Annotated in this window: 16 protein-coding genes; 14 read left to right on the forward strand and 2 right to left on the reverse strand. The window is 59.7% G+C overall.

Annotation, left to right across the window (positions count from 1 at the left end):
* Window positions 1-55 precede the first annotated feature (55 nt).
* The 8 genes from CXY73_RS23130 (at window position 56) to fmdA (ending at window position 5,068) form a co-directional block, all read left to right on the forward strand.
* On the forward strand, window positions 56-250 hold the full coding sequence (locus tag CXY73_RS23130) for a nitrile hydratase subunit alpha (protein ID WP_255411338.1): 195 nt from the start codon (window positions 56-58) through the stop codon (window positions 248-250).
* The gene (locus CXY73_RS01155; RefSeq protein WP_104176543.1) at window positions 247-558 is read left to right on the forward strand and encodes a nitrile hydratase accessory protein; all 312 of its coding nucleotides are present in this window, start codon (window positions 247-249) and stop codon (window positions 556-558) included. The genes CXY73_RS23130 and CXY73_RS01155 overlap by 4 nt, the downstream gene beginning before the upstream one ends.
* A gap of 318 nt (window positions 559-876) precedes the next feature.
* On the forward strand, window positions 877-1,134 hold the full coding sequence (locus tag CXY73_RS23380) for a hypothetical protein (RefSeq protein ID WP_369831187.1): 258 nt from the start codon (window positions 877-879) through the stop codon (window positions 1,132-1,134).
* Between the two features lie 101 nt (window positions 1,135-1,235).
* On the forward strand, window positions 1,236-1,520 hold the full coding sequence (locus CXY73_RS01160) for a hypothetical protein (protein ID WP_146071565.1): 285 nt from the start codon (window positions 1,236-1,238) through the stop codon (window positions 1,518-1,520).
* 15 nt (window positions 1,521-1,535) lie between these two features.
* Window positions 1,536-1,931, forward strand: a complete 396-nt coding sequence (locus tag CXY73_RS01165) for a hypothetical protein (RefSeq protein ID WP_104176545.1) — start codon at window positions 1,536-1,538, stop codon at window positions 1,929-1,931.
* A gap of 40 nt (window positions 1,932-1,971) precedes the next feature.
* Window positions 1,972-3,027, forward strand: a complete 1,056-nt coding sequence (locus CXY73_RS01170; RefSeq protein ID WP_104176546.1) for a HoxN/HupN/NixA family nickel/cobalt transporter — start codon at window positions 1,972-1,974, stop codon at window positions 3,025-3,027.
* 470 nt (window positions 3,028-3,497) lie between these two features.
* Window positions 3,498-3,770 carry an FmdB family zinc ribbon protein gene (locus CXY73_RS23385; RefSeq protein ID WP_369831188.1) on the forward strand — a complete coding sequence of 91 codons (273 nt, stop codon included), beginning with the start codon at window positions 3,498-3,500 and terminating at the stop codon, window positions 3,768-3,770.
* Between the two features lie 47 nt (window positions 3,771-3,817).
* Window positions 3,818-5,068 (forward strand): formamidase, encoded by a 1,251-nt coding sequence (gene fmdA, locus CXY73_RS01180; protein WP_104176548.1) that lies wholly within the window; start codon window positions 3,818-3,820, stop codon window positions 5,066-5,068.
* A gap of 80 nt (window positions 5,069-5,148) precedes the next feature.
* Here the strand turns inward: fmdA and CXY73_RS01185 are convergent, their stop codons facing one another.
* Entirely contained in the window at window positions 5,149-6,243 is a 1,095-nt protein-coding gene (locus tag CXY73_RS01185) for a substrate-binding domain-containing protein (RefSeq protein WP_255411339.1), read from the reverse strand.
* 95 nt (window positions 6,244-6,338) lie between these two features.
* Between CXY73_RS01185 and CXY73_RS01190 the strand changes: the two genes are divergently transcribed.
* The 4 genes from CXY73_RS01190 (at window position 6,339) to CXY73_RS01205 (ending at window position 9,513) form a co-directional block, all read left to right on the forward strand.
* Entirely contained in the window at window positions 6,339-6,797 is a 459-nt protein-coding gene (locus CXY73_RS01190; RefSeq protein ID WP_158253980.1) for a MarR family winged helix-turn-helix transcriptional regulator, read from the forward strand.
* Window positions 6,798-7,001: 204 nt separating this feature from the next.
* Window positions 7,002-8,294, forward strand: coding sequence for a cell wall metabolism sensor histidine kinase WalK (locus CXY73_RS01195; RefSeq protein ID WP_104176551.1), 1,293 nt, complete (start codon window positions 7,002-7,004; stop codon window positions 8,292-8,294).
* Window positions 8,295-8,379: 85 nt separating this feature from the next.
* Window positions 8,380-9,129, forward strand: coding sequence for a response regulator transcription factor (locus CXY73_RS01200; RefSeq protein ID WP_233198066.1), 750 nt, complete (start codon window positions 8,380-8,382; stop codon window positions 9,127-9,129).
* Between the two features lie 150 nt (window positions 9,130-9,279).
* A complete protein-coding gene (locus CXY73_RS01205; RefSeq protein ID WP_104133829.1) occupies window positions 9,280-9,513 on the forward strand; it encodes a transposase in 234 nt (77 codons plus the stop codon).
* 245 nt (window positions 9,514-9,758) lie between these two features.
* Here CXY73_RS01205 and CXY73_RS01210 read toward each other — a convergent pair whose 3' ends face one another.
* Window positions 9,759-9,959, reverse strand: a complete 201-nt coding sequence (locus tag CXY73_RS01210) for a hypothetical protein (RefSeq protein ID WP_146071566.1) — start codon at window positions 9,957-9,959, stop codon at window positions 9,759-9,761.
* Between the two features lie 290 nt (window positions 9,960-10,249).
* Between CXY73_RS01210 and CXY73_RS01215 the strand changes: the two genes are divergently transcribed.
* On the forward strand, window positions 10,250-12,532 hold the full coding sequence (locus CXY73_RS01215; protein WP_368665844.1) for a glycosyltransferase family 2 protein: 2,283 nt from the start codon (window positions 10,250-10,252) through the stop codon (window positions 12,530-12,532).
* A 62-nt stretch (window positions 12,533-12,594) separates the two neighbouring features.
* On the forward strand, window positions 12,595-14,133 hold the full coding sequence (locus CXY73_RS01220) for a glycosyl hydrolase family 18 (RefSeq protein WP_158252919.1): 1,539 nt from the start codon (window positions 12,595-12,597) through the stop codon (window positions 14,131-14,133).
* Window positions 14,134-14,267 lie beyond the last annotated feature (134 nt).

The following is a 14,267-nucleotide window of genomic DNA, read 5'->3' on the forward strand; positions in this document are numbered from 1 at the left end:
TTTCGGGTCATGGTGTTGATCCTTCCACTGCCGGAACCGAATTCCAGCAAGTCAGGTGTCAACTAAACCTTCAGCAGTCCCGAATGTCGACGTTCAAGTATGGGACAGTAGTTCGGAAATTCGTTACATTGTGATTCCGGAACGCCCATCCGGAACCGAGGGATGGACAGAAGAGCAACTCGCCGATCTCGTTTCTCGGGACAGTATGATTGGCGTTGGTAATGCGCTCACACCGGCGGAAATCCGATGATTCGCAGCGACTTAGGAATCGTCCCGTTGGACGGGATTGCTGCTATTCCTCGCGACAATGGCGAGATCATTTTTAATGAGCCATGGGAAGCGACAGCGTTCGGTGTCGCGGTGACCTTGACGAACCAAGGATCGTTTACGTGGGAAAGTTTCCGTCAGCAACTGATCAAGGCCATCGAAGCATCAAATGGTTGCGAAGCTTACTACGAAAGCTGGTCGAAAGCTCTGCATGCGAGTGTTATCAATGCTCGCCTCCTCCCCGAGGACGAAATCGAGGAACTGGCAGCCGAACTGCGGCATCCTCACTAAAGCCACACCTAATGTAATCCGCTGCTCGTGCGTCACACGCTACTGACGGGCGAGCAGCACTCGCCGCGCTCCACTCCTATAGTGGCCACCTCGGTTCCGGTCGGTCTGGCCAACGGTATGCCTGTGGAAATGCTGATTATCAGCAAGCGCTTCGACGACATCATCTGCCTGCGTGTCGCGCACACTTTCGAATCGCTCGCTGGCGGCTTCCCGACAGCACAACCCACATTTGTCTGCCTTGAACATCCACTCCGGCAACTCTGTAGTACTGCCAGACAATGGAATGAATGGTGTCCATGATCTCTGTAATGGTTATAGCTGGTCGGCGGGACCGACGGCGTCGGCCCGGTGGTCCATGTGGTGGATAAACCGGTGTGGCATGCGGAGTGGAAGAAACCGGTGTTCAGCAAGGGCGAGACGATGTGTATTGCTGATGAATACCCCTTGGGCCACACTCGACAAGCGCGTTACATCCGAGGTAAGCAAAATTGGGTGCGACGCCTATATCTACCCCGGCAGCGCTTGTACACGGTGTATTCGCAAGGGTCGACCGGTGGGGACAAGAGACGGGAGTGATGCCAATGGATCCGTGTACCTCGACGTCTGGGAGCCCTATGTCCCCACCGTTTGAGACCGCAAACTCGCCCGCAGTCCCACCCCTATTCACGAGGACACAAATGACAATTACAAGCAGCCCACGCCAGGATCTGGTAGTTGAAATGGGTGAGTCGGACGCGCGGCCGGTGCAAGCCCCCGGGATCGCTGTCGCCGGTGGCGCTACTTTTAGTTTCGGGTATGCCCAGACCAGCGGGCTGCTCGCGGCCGCAGGAGCCGAGGTGGTGGAGTTTGATCCCCTGCACGACAAGTCGCTGCTTCCTGGGTCTCCGGCCTGCTTATCGGCGAAGGTTTCCTGTATATCCATGCGAGCGGCATCGCCGCGAACACACCTCTGCGACGCGTGATTAGGAAATTTGCAAATGATGGAAGAGTCAGTCATTTCAGCCGAGTGCGACGAGCCGCTCCATCCCAGTCGTGAGCTCGATGGCGCACCCATGTGTGGAGTACTGCCCCTGACCGCACGGCTGAGCCCCCATCTGACCCTTGGCTATCGAACCACGGTTGCGCTCCGACCACGTGCTGTGTGGATAGAGGGGTGGCGGGTGAACGGTCACGAGTTCCACCGCACGCAGATTGGCCTTAATGCTGGCGGCCCTGCGCTGGCCGCTTGGGCCTGGAAAAACGGGGCCAGCCGGTTGGTGACCGAGAGTCTGGCAGGAGCGGGTGCGGTTCACGCGTCATACCTGCATGTGCATTGGGCCACCTACCCCGCAGTGGCAACCCGATTCGTCTCCCCCGCTGCTGAGGTCGCGTGATGACAGTACTTGGTACAAGCGAGCAAGAGTCTTCATGAGTATGAGCCAAACCAGCGTGTTGTCCGGGCAATGGACCCAGTCCGAACGCGTGAGACTGTCCGGGATCATCGGGATCATCGCGATGCTGCACGTCGCTGGAGTTGCCCTCTATCTGGCTCATCGTGGCGATGCGGCTGCAGCCGGCGGGCTGGCAGGATCCGGCGCACTGGCCTACGTGCTGGGCATGCGCCATGCCTTCGACGCCGACCACATCGCCGCTATCGACGACACCACCCGAGTGATGTTGATGCGCGGCCGACGCCCCATCGGTGCCGGCTTCTTCTTCGCAATGGGGCACTCAACGGTCGTTGTCATTTTGGCGCTACTCGTGGCCGCCGCCGCTGGACGGATCACCCAAACCCAGGTTGACTCGATGCGATCAACAGGAGGCACCATCGCGATCGTCGTGGCGATGTTGTTTCTCGTCTTAGTTGCCACCCTCAACGGAGCAGTCCTGCGAAATCTCGTCGGCCTATGGCGGAGGCTGAAGTCGGGAGCCGACACCTCCCAAGAGGTGGAGGACGCCCTGCTCTCCCGTGGGTTCATCAACCGCATCGCCGGCGGCAGGCTCCGTTCGATGATCAAGCACTCGTGGCACATGTACCCCGTAGGGCTGCTCATGGGCCTGGGTCTCGAAACAGCCAGTGAGGTAACGCTCCTCGCTCTGTCCGCGTCCTCTGCGGCCGGTGGCGGTCTGTCCGTGCTCGCCGTTCTTAGCCTGCCACTGCTCTTCGCCGCGGGCATGTCCACGTTCGACACGGCCGATTCTTTGATCATGACACGCCTATATTCCTGGAGCTACCGCGACCCCAGCCGGACGCTATTCTTCAACATTGCCACCACGGCGATGACGGTGTTCATCGCCGGCTTCATCGCCTCGGTCTACATCGCCGACCTCCTGGCCGAGCACGCCGGCCTGACGTTCCTGTCCGGCTACGCCTCGTTGAACGAGAACTTCGAGTTCTTCGGCTACGGTATCGCTGCGATCTTCACGGTCACCTGGGTGGGTGCCCTTGTGTTCTGGAAGCGGCGCGGCCGGACCACGGCGGTCGCATAACCCTGATCGACCTCGGCCATCATGGCGAAGCGAAGTCCAGCCCGGTTTAGCCCCTTTCGATCGAGTAATACGGCGTTGGGTAGAAAACACCCGGTGATCGTTCGTTGGGTAGGATTGCTTGGTTTTTGCCATTGATGGTATTCATAATCGGCGCCCGCTTCATTCCGATGGCGGAGTTCCTCGGGCGCGCCTACTACCTGCTCTCCGTGAGATCCGGGTGGTTGGGGACATTGGCGCGGATCGAGCGAGACTCTACATTGAGACTCGGTTAATACGCAAAGTACTTTCATATGGAAACAATTTATATTATTTCCAAGACCCGAGCGCCCCGGGATCGCTCCTTAGCTGCATCGAACCAGCTCTCGTTCGTCCACCGACCCGGTTTCATCCAGTTGTGCATCATGATGGACATTTACTTTCGAATGAATATAAACTAAATAAAAAGAAAGGAGTTGCTCATCCCCCTCTACTTGTTTCGCTGTCACGATTGCGGCGAGTTCGACGCCGATCTCTCCCTCACCGAAAATACCTCCGAAACCTCCTGCCCGAACTGCAGGCAGACGGCGGCTCGGGTATTCACAGCGCCTCACTTCGGGTCTCGCTCACGCGCACTGGACTACGCCTTCACCCAGGCCGGACGAAGCAGCGAAGTACCCGAGGTCGTCCGCTCGGTACCGTCCGCGAGACGTGCGTCGGTCGGTCAGGTTCGTGACCCACGCTATCCACGACTCCCCACGAACTGACGGCACTTTACCAGCACATTCACTCGATACTCAGCTAAGGAATATTCATGCCAGAAGTCATTTTCAGCGTTGATCAGAACCTTCCCATGGCACAGCAAGCCGTTCCCGGCCACAACCGTTGGCATCCCGACATTCCTGCGGCGGCGACCGTTAAACCCGGTGCTGAGTTCCGCATCGAGTGCAAGGAGTGGACGGACGGCCAGATCGGCAACAACGACTCAGCGGACGATGTTCGCCATGTCGACCTCGACCCCTGCCACATGCTCTCCGGGCCAATCAGAATCGAGGGGGCCGAGCCGGGCGATCTACTCGTGGTCGACATCCTCGATATCGGTCCTGTTCCGCAGACTATCGGCGAAAACTGTGGCGAAGGATGGGGCTACTCGGGTATCTTCGCGAAGGTCAACGGTGGCGGGTTTCTAACCGACTATTACCCCGAGGCTTACAAGGCCATCTGGGATTTCAGTGGCCAAACCTGCACATCGCGTCACGTTCCCGGGGTGAAGTACACCGGCATCGCGCACCCGGGCCTCTTCGGCACGGCCCCCTCGCCCGATCTGCTAGCGAGCTGGAACCGTCGCGAGCAGGCGCTGATTGACACCGACCCGCACCGTGTTCCCGCACTCGCACTGCCACCCACAGTCCGCGGAACCCTCGCAGGCACGGCGAGCGGAGATGTGGCCAACCGCATCGCCAGAGAGGGCGCGCGCACCGTTCCTCCCCGAGAGCACGGCGGCAATATGGACATCAAGAACCTCTCGCGCGGCAGCAGGATCTTCTACCCGGTCTTCGTTGACGGTGCACTGCTCTCAGGCGGCGACCTGCACTTCAGCCAGGGCGACGGCGAGATCAATTTCTGCGGTGCCATCGAAATGGGTGGTTATATCGATATGCGCGTCGACCTAATCAAGGGAGGAATGGAGAAGTACGGCATCCACAGGAACCCCGTTTTCATGCCGGGGCGCGTCGCGCCGCTGTACTCCGAGTGGCTGACATTCGTGGGGATCTCGGTTGATCACCGCAACAACACGAACCTGTATATGGACGCCACCGAGGCGTACCGCAATGCTTGTCTGAACGCGATCGAATACCTGACCAAGTGGGGTTACACAGGAGAGCAGGCATACCTGATTCTCGGAACCTCCCCTATCGAGGGTCGCATCGGCGGTGTCGTGGACATACCGAATGCGGCCTGTTCGGTATTCCTGCCAACCGAGATCTTCGATTTCGATGTGCGCCCGCACGGTGACGGACCGATTTACACCGACCGCGGACAGGTGGCCGTCGCCTCCTCCTGAACGAATCCGTGGGAGACCGATTCCGTACAAGACAAGGCGGATCGGTGCGATATCGTTTGCTCGATGCGATCGCGGCCCTCTCAGAGGGTCGTGATCACGTCGAAGTCAGCCACGGTGGCCCTCGCCAAATGCACCTTCTGCTGAAGGTGGCCGCGCCTCAACTCGACGACTCCCCGTGGACCGTCGTAACCGACCCCTTCCGACACCGCGGTCAGGCAGTACACGTCCAGACACTGCGCGGCACGAATCAGGTTCCCCAGGACTGTGATGCCCTCGTAGCAGGACTCCGCCTGGTTGTTCAGCGGAGGCGCATCCGCACCGAAGTTGTCGGTGTACTCACCGACGAGATCGAGCGAACCTGCCGTCGACAGCGAGCGGAAGTAGCCAGCAGAGACATACATCTCGTCGATCGCACCCGGGCCCGAAGCGATCAGCATATTCTCCTCCATGAGGGGTGAAAAGCGGATGACGCGGTGCTCCATGTTTTCGCGCGCGAAGGCGCGATTGAAAGCAACGGCATCCTGCCCTACGAGAAACATGAGCACGCCGTCTGCTCCGGAACGGCTAAGCCGCCTGACCAGGGACGAGAAGTCCTCTGTACCGAATTGAACGAACTGCGAGCCGACCACCTGCAACCCCAGCGCCCTCGCAAAGCTCATCGCGGCGGTCGCTGAACGACGCGGCCACACATAGTCATCACCCACGATGAACCAGCGACGGACTCCGAGCTGGTCGCGCAACCAGGACAGCGCGGGGGCGATCTGCATCGTAGGAGTCTCCCCCGAGAAGAAGACTCCGGGATGACGCTCCCCGCCCTCGTACAAGGAGGTGTAGACGTAGGGGATACGGCCCGCTACAACCGGAACGAGATGACTTCTCACGGATGAGATGTGCCAACCCGTCAGCGCTTGGATACGCCCACGATCGATCAGCTTCGCTACCGTCTGGGCGATCTCCGGGGGCGCCGCTCCAGCATCGATGGTCTCGATCTCTACTCGACGGCCGAGTAGCCCCGTCTCGTTCAGTTTGGAAACACACAACTCGGCTACCGCCTCGCAGGACGGCCCGAATATTCCTGCCGGACCCTGCAGTGGAACGGCCAATCCGATTCGTATCGTGTCGTCGGGGACCGGAGCGCTGTGTCGGTGTCGGTGTCGACGCTTATGGTTTGCCAAGAGAACACCCTCGTTCGCATGCAAATGGATTATTTCGATTTAGGATTGATTAACAGCATTCTATTGTTGATAGTTCCGGCGAGGAAAGGACGAAAGTGCAAGCGTCACTCTCCGACGGCGCGACCCTGCCCGTGGACGGACCGAACATCCAGCTGGTTTCTCAAGCAAACCATCTGTTTGCGCGGCACATCGAACGTCGACTCCGAGAACACGGGATCAGCCTCGACCAGTGGCGCGTACTGTCCTATCTCTTCGACCACACGGCTTCGCCGATGGCCGAGCTGGCGGCCGCGACGAATATCACGGGACCAACGCTGACGCGCGTAGTCGATCAACTCATCGACTCGGCGCTCTCCTATCGCAACGTCGACCCTGCGGATCGGCGCCGAGTGCTGGCTTATCTCTCCAAGCGCGGACGCTCCGTCGTGCGAGAGCTGCTCCCTTTGATCCATGAGGCGGAGGCCGAGGTGACTTCCCATCTGTCACCGAAGGAAAGTCGAGAGCTCATCCGCCTGCTGGCACACCTCGTCGCGGGAAACAGCGAGAACCACTAAAAGTAACGGGGTGAACAGGGTCTTATACAGCGGTTTCTTACTGTTTGCAACGCCACGCAGATGCATGTACGTATCGTGATGCCAAAGCAGGCTCAGGATTCACGGCAGATTTCGGCCCGCCAACCACAGGATTACCCCAGTTTCTTTGGCCCCCATAGGGGGCTTTACCCCCGTAATAGCCGCGTGAAACCCTAGTCTGAGTCCATGGGGACAGATCAGGCACACCGCGACATGGGTCGAGCCCTGCTGGAGTTTCAGGGCGCCGTGTTCGGTGCCCTGGTGATCGTCGGCACGGCGGTACTGCTCAGCCAACCAGATGCCCTCGACCCGCTTCTCTATGCCGTCGGCGCCGGAGTCATCACCGTGGCGACCCTGATCACCCTGATCTGCCATAACCGGCCGGTCCTGCAACGGTTTGCGGTGCTGCTGCCGCTCGTTGACCTGCTCGGCATTCGATTCACCGCGCACGCGGAAGGCGCGACACTCTCGGGCGGTGCCCTGCTGCTGATTCTGCCCATGATCTGGATCGCGTACTCTTTCGGCGGGCGGGGCATACTGGCTGGCGTTGCCCTTCTCGTGATCACAACTCCGGTGGGACTCTTGCAGGCCTACGGCGGAGACATGGAACCTGGCAATTTCACCCGTATCGTGGCCTATCCGCTGACGCTGCTGATTTTGGCGGGGGCTGCGGGGGTGTCGGGTGCGCGCATCCGTCGAAAAAAGGTGCAACTCGCGGCGCAGACCGCCCTCACCGAGCAAGCGGTACGGGCCCGCGACGACCTGATCGAAGCGGTCACGCACGAGCTACGCACTCCACTCACGTCAATTCTGGGCAATGCCGAGCTGGTGCTGCACACGAATGATGCGCAGGCGATTGAGCGTCGGGCCGGGGTCATCGTGCACAACGCCGAGCAGATGGACACGATTCTCGCGGACCTGCTGCTCGCGCGCAGCACCGGCACTGCGCTGCTGGGACTGCACATCACGGCCACCGACGTGCGCGGGCTCATCGAGAACTGCCTCGCGGCAAGTCGCACAGCAGCCGATGCGCGCGGGGTGTCGATCGACGTGAGCGCGTCCGACACGCTCTGGACCGAGATCGACCCCAATCGCATTCGGCAGGTGTTCGACAACCTGCTGACCAACGCCATCAAATACAATCAGGTCGGCGGCACGGTAGTCATAAGCGAAACCCGCACGGTCAACACTGTGACCTTCGCCGTCACCGACAGCGGATGCGGCATAGCCCCCGCCGACCGCGCACGGGTATTCGAGCCGTACTATCGCACCGAATCGGCGCGGCACTCGTCGCAGGAGGGCTCGGGGCTAGGCCTGGGCATCAGCCGTGACATTGCGCGGCGGCACGGCGGCGACCTGCGCCTAGTCGAATCATCAGCACGCGGCAGCAGGTTCGAGCTGATCCTACCGCTGGCATTTTCCGGTCACGAGGACGCAGTGGCGCAGTCTGGTCACGAGAATGAGCAAATTGTTGCTTGAGCACCCGTGAAGCAACAATTTTCTTGCTTTCATGTGCTGAGGCGGCTTGGGCAAAATTAGAGGACAGAACGAACCGGGGGCTAGCGTGAATACTGAACGCATCGCAGTGGTCATCGAGGATGACGCTGATGTAGGCGAGGTGATCGAGACGATCCTCATCGAGGCCGGCTTCGAGGTCAAGCTCGCCAGCACGGGGGCTGAAGGCGTCGAGCTCGTACGGGTTCATGCCCCGACGCTCACGACCCTCGACGTGAACATGCCCGGCATGGACGGCTTCGAGACCCTCAAACGCATCCGCCAGATCACCACGAGCAGCATCATTATGATCTCGGCCCGATTCGATGAGATCGACGTCGTCCGTGGTCTCAACGCCGGCGCCGACGACTTCGTCGCCAAACCGTTTCGCATCGGCGAACTGCGCGCCCGCATCGACGCGGTGCCGCGGCGAGCGTCGGCCGTGGCCGGGCTCGGCCCGGTCGAGTCGACGTCGTTCCAGGGCGCGGCGGGGCTTGAGCCAAGCGAATGCCTGCACCACGATGGCCTGCGCCTCGATAAGGCGCGGCGCGTAGTAAAGGTGGATGGGGCAGCCGTTGTGCTGACCCGCAGTGAATTTGACCTGCTCGCGCGGCTGTTGCAGCCCGCAGACCAGGTGCACAGCAAGGCCGAGCTGATTCTCGAGATGCGCGGCGACAGTTACGTGAGCGGATTCCTGACGCACTCCGACAAGCGCTCGCTTGAGGTGCATGTGGCCAACCTACGCAAGAAGATCGGACCCGCCGATCGCATTGAAACGGTGCGCGGGGTCGGATATCGGCTCGCCGATGGCCCCTTCTGACGACGCACACACCGCGCAGGAGGTGCGCTAATACAGGAGAGTTCACGCCTGGCCGGAACGCCTCCGCGAACACCGCAGGGTAGACCCCGGAATTGATCCTGATCAAGGACGGCGCCGCCGCGGTCGCATCGCAACTACTCGTCACCATCGGTGACACCACGCATAACTACAGAGACTCAATTTGCGGCTCTGGCAGGCGTCACCCCGATCCCCGCATCGTCAAGAAAGTCCAGTCGCCACAGACTGTCCCGCGAGAAAGACCGGGCCGCGCACGCCTCGATCCACCGCATCGTGCTCGTGCGGATACCAAGGACCAACGCACCCGAGACTACGTCGCCAAACGCACGATCGACGGCAACGGTAACGGCTGCGCCCGTGTCGTGAGTCGAGACAGAGGTGAGCAGCACCCTAGTTCCCACAATCACCAGAGCCCCGAATACAACACTCTGACATTCCCAAGGGGAACGGCCTATGTGATTCCTTAGCTGACCTGTCCCCTGGGGCTCAGCCTACGGTTTACAGCAACCGATTCTAAGGTTTTACCCCAGATGAGGGGTGCATTAAATTATGTTAATCCTGCGATTCGCAGGCTGCGATCTGCCGCAAATCCTGAGTCTGATCTGACACGCTCAGATGGCGGCGTCGACTTGGTGCTGCAAACAGTCAGGAATTCTTGCGATGACGATTTCCCCCACCCGCCGTCGCTTCGCAGCCGTCATGACCTTCTTCTCCCCCTGCAGGTTGGGTTCGCCCACGCGAAGCACAACACGTTGTTTATTTGCGTCATGTTGTGACGTTCGAAGCAGCTTCTGCTCGACGAGCAGCAGCACAGCTGACGCCTTCCAGGCGACGCCGTCTTTCTCAGCGGGGCGAGTTGGCACGTTTCATGAGCATTACCCCACGACAGGGACTACCTACGCGGTCGGAGTTGAAATAACTTCTTTTCTGGCCACGATTGGTAAGTTTCCCCGTCTGGGAACATTTCACGGATCCACCTTTCTGAGTGGACCTCACGCCGCTGCCCGATCGCATATCTGGAGTGTCCTTGCGTAAACTCAACAATTTTGATAACCGAAAACACCAACTTGGGTCAGAAAAATCAACAACCCCGCTACCCAGCGTGCATCCGCGCCCCAGCGACGGAAAGCTACTCCGAGGGCGCCTGGGCATTGTCGCCACGATCATTTTCTGGGTGGTTTACGTCATCTACACAGTGGTGCGCGAGTTTCTCAACTCGGGCACGGCCGGTTTTCGCTTCACCACCGAGGCCCTCGCTTACGTAGTGATCGTGACCGTTCTTATGTTCTCGGCGCTCATGTATCTCATCTCACGCCAGGGTGCTCTGCAACGGTTTCGACATCACCAACGAGTGCCACGCAGCGTTCTCGACAACCATTTCACCGAAAACCACAGTGCACTGACCGTTCTCGTACCGTCGTATGCCGAGGAACCGTCAGTCATTCGTGCAACTCTCTGGTCGGCGGCACTCCAGGAATACCCCACGATTCGACTCGTACTACTCATTGACGATGACCCCAATCCAGCCGACCCTGCAGTGCAGCGTCGGCTGGACGAGACACGCGGAATCGCCAACGAGATCAATGACGCATTGGCGGAACCAAGTCGTCGTTTTACCGAAGCTCTGCATCTGTACACACTCGAACTCAACGACTCGCCCGAGGTGACCGGCGACGCCGTCAGACGACTGTCCGCCCACTATCGCTGGGCTGCACGCTGGCTCAAAACCCACACCAACACAGACGATACCCGGGATCACGTTGAAAAGTTCTTCGTCGACGAGGTGTTGGGCGGACTCGCTAGCGATTTTGGTCTCATCAGTTCGGCGCTTGACGCTGCCGCGTGGGAAGACTTGGCGCCGTCACCGAAACGCATGATGGAGCTTCATCGTCGTCTCGTCTGGACGTTCACGGCTACCGTCGATACCTTTGAGCGCAAGCAGTTTTCATCGCTCTCGCATGAGGCCAACAAAGCTATGAACCTTAACGCCTATATCGGCCTCATGGGCGGCTGTTATCAGCGCGAAGAAGGCCCAAACGGCAGTATTCTCTGGCCGGTACTCGACGCAACCAAGTCCAACTTCATTGTGCCCGATGCTGTCTACCTGCTCACGCTCGATGCCGACTCGGTACTGCTGCGCGATTACTGCCTGCGGCTTGTCTACTTTCTGGAACAGTCTGAAAACTCTCGTGTGGCCGTCACCCAAACGCCCTACTCATCATTTAGGGGTGCACCGACCCGACTCGAACGGTTGGCTGGCGCCACTACCGACATTCAGCACATTTTGCATCAGGGAATGTCGCACTTCGGAGCGGCCTTCTGGGTCGGGGCTAATGCCGTCATTCGCAAACGCGCCCTGGAAGACATTGTTGAAGTCGAAACAGTCGGCGGCTTTGAGGTACGACGCTACGTGCAGGACCGCACTGTAATTGAAGACACCGAATCGAGCATCGACCTCGGCGTGCACGGCTGGAGTCTGGTCAACTACCCGGAACGCCTCAGCTACAGTGCCACTCCCCCGGACTTCGGATCACTCATCGTGCAACGCCGGCGGTGGGCCAACGGCGGTCTGCTCATCCTTCCAAAATTTCTCAAGCAAGTGCGTGCCCGGCATGGAACCGACAACCCGGTGACACTTCTGGAGCTGTGCCTTCGGCTGAACTACATCAGCTCGATCGCCTGGGCCAACGTCGGGCTGCTGTTCCTGCTCGTTTACCCCTATGACAGCCGCCTGCTCAGCCCAACCGTGCTGCTGGCATCGCTACCGTATTTTCTGCTCATGGGCAGCGACCTGCGCTACAACGGCTACAAATTCTCAGACGTTCTGCGCATATACGGCCTCAACCTCATTCTCTTACCGGTGAACCTCGCCGGAGTACTCAAATCTCTGCAACAAGCGATCACCGGAAAGAAGATTCCTTTCGCCCGCACTCCGAAGGTCAAGAGCCGCACGTCAGCACCCCTCCTGTTCGTTGTCGCGCCCTACGCGATCGTCGCGTTCTCCGCTTTCACCGCGTGGCGCAATATCTCGTCGGAGAACTGGGGCAACGCTCTCTTCGCCGCCGTCAACACGGTGCTTGCTCTTGCCACCATTCTTACCACCATCGGAATTTGGAACTCGATCGTTGACGTCTGGCTCGGTCTTACCAACTGGCTGTGGATCGAGAAGAAACGCAATCGCTATTTCGTTCCAGCGCAGGCGACACCGCCGAGCCCGTCGCTCAATTGGCGTTCCGTGCTCTATCACGGTGGAATATCTGACCACCCACAACTCACCACACCCGTGCCAAAAAGTAGCGAAGTAGTTCGCTGGTCCAACGAAAGGGACTTTCCCATGTCATCAACCAGTCGCGAATTGCACTCGCGCGTCGAAGAACTTTCATGACCGGGCAGAGTGTCGCCGCGCCCACTTACGTTCGACCGACCCGACGGCTAGGATTCTGGCGGATGACATTGGCCACCTTCATCGTGCTCGGCCTCACCGCCGGCAGCTTCGCTGGCTGGCAGTGGTGGACGGCCACCCGCGCCGTCGCCTCCTACGATCCGTGGTTCGCCAGCTATGTTGACGTGACCGCGACCCCGAGCTACGCCTTCGAGGCGCCAACCACAACCGCACGAAAAAACGTTGTACTCTCCTTCATCGTTGCCGCCACGGATGACCCCTGCGAGCCGACGTGGGGAACGGCGTATTCGCTGGACGAGGCATCCGCATCCCTCGATCTAGATCGTCGACTTGCACGCCTCAGCCAGCTAGGGGGCCATGCCACGATCTCGTTCGGTGGCGCCATCAACGACGAGCTAGCCACCGGGTGCACCAATACCGCCAAACTTGCCCAGGCATACACCACAGTTATTGACCGGTACCAGACGTCGCACATTGACCTCGACATTGAAAACACAGCCTTGTCGGATTCGGCCGCCGGTGAACGACGCGCCGCCGCAATCAAGACAGTGCAGGATGAGCAGGCAGCTGCCGGCAAACCCCTGGTGGTCTGGCTGACCCTTCCCGTGGCTCCACACGGACTCACCGACGATGGTAAGCGGGCCGTCGAGCAACTTCTGACCGCCGGCGTCGACCTCGCGGGTGTCAACGTCATGACCATGGAATATGGCGAAAGCAAGAAACCAACTGCGTCGATGGCGGATGCGTCGATCGACGCTCTTAACGCCACTCACGCTCAGCTCGCCGTACTGAACTCGGCCGCTGGCATCACCATGACCGATGCCGATCTCTGGTCACGTATCGGTGCGACACCGATGATCGGACAGAATGGAACGGTTGACGAGGTCTTCGGCCTGGCCGATGCGCGCACGCTGAATGCTTTCGCACAAGACAAGCAACTCGGCCGGATGTCGATGTGGTCGCTCAACCGGGATCGCGCCTGCAGCCCAAACTATGTAGACATTAAGCAAGTGTCTGACGCCTGCAGCGGAGTCGACCAGAACGACCAGAGCTTCTCCGACATTCTCGGCGCGAAGTTCACAGCCATTCCCGGAAGTGCCCCGCCCCTCACAGGATCAGCAGACGCAGCGCTCAAGCCTCAGACAACGACGGTGCCAGTGGCCATCATCAAAGACAACCCGCTGACCAGCCCGTATCCGATCTGGTCAGCCGACACGACATATGCCAAAAACACCAAGGTTGTGCGCAACAGCAACGTATACGAGACCAAATGGTGGAGCCAGGGCGATATCCCCGACAACGCTGCACTCCAAGCATTCGAAACTCCCTGGGAGCTCGTAGGCCCCGTGATGGCCACCGACACGCCACAGGTGCAGATCCTTCTACCAGAGGGAAGCTACGCTAACTGGTCGCCGACCGAAATCTACGAGGCTACCGAGCGCGTACTACTCGCAGGCGTGCCCTACCAGTCAAAATGGTGGAACCAAGCCGCCAGCCCGAGCGCCACAGCCCTCAACAGCGAGACCGGCCCGTGGCGCCTGCTGACAGCAGCCGAGGTGACGGAAAAACTGGCACAGCAATAAGAGCATCCGGCTCGACGAGAGCACTCTCACGCGCTTGAGCTGAAGCGTCCCCTCCCTACGTGATGCTCCTATAGTTGTCAATTGTTTTTTTGGATGGCTTTTTGCTTGTGGAGCCAGTCCCGAAATTGGTTAGC

Origin of the sequence: Cryobacterium sp. Y50 (assembly GCF_002929805.1) — a bacterium.
Classification (GTDB): domain Bacteria; phylum Actinomycetota; class Actinomycetes; order Actinomycetales; family Microbacteriaceae; genus Cryobacterium.

Excerpts from the sequence above, each read along its gene's own strand:
- CXY73_RS01155 (WP_104176543.1), top strand. The coding sequence starts at position 247 with ATGATTCGCAGCGACTTAGGAATCGTCCCGTTGGACGGGATTGCTGCT.
- CXY73_RS01165 (WP_104176545.1), top strand. The coding sequence starts at position 1,536 with ATGATGGAAGAGTCAGTCATTTCAGCCGAGTGCGACGAGCCGCTCCAT.
- CXY73_RS01170 (WP_104176546.1), top strand. The coding sequence starts at position 1,972 with ATGAGCCAAACCAGCGTGTTGTCCGGGCAATGGACCCAGTCCGAACGC.
- CXY73_RS01195 (WP_104176551.1), top strand. The coding sequence starts at position 7,002 with ATGGGGACAGATCAGGCACACCGCGACATGGGTCGAGCCCTGCTGGAG.
- CXY73_RS01220 (WP_158252919.1), top strand. The coding sequence starts at position 12,595 with ATGACATTGGCCACCTTCATCGTGCTCGGCCTCACCGCCGGCAGCTTC.
- CXY73_RS01160 (WP_146071565.1), top strand. The coding sequence starts at position 1,236 with ATGACAATTACAAGCAGCCCACGCCAGGATCTGGTAGTTGAAATGGGT.
- fmdA (WP_104176548.1), top strand. The coding sequence starts at position 3,818 with ATGCCAGAAGTCATTTTCAGCGTTGATCAGAACCTTCCCATGGCACAG.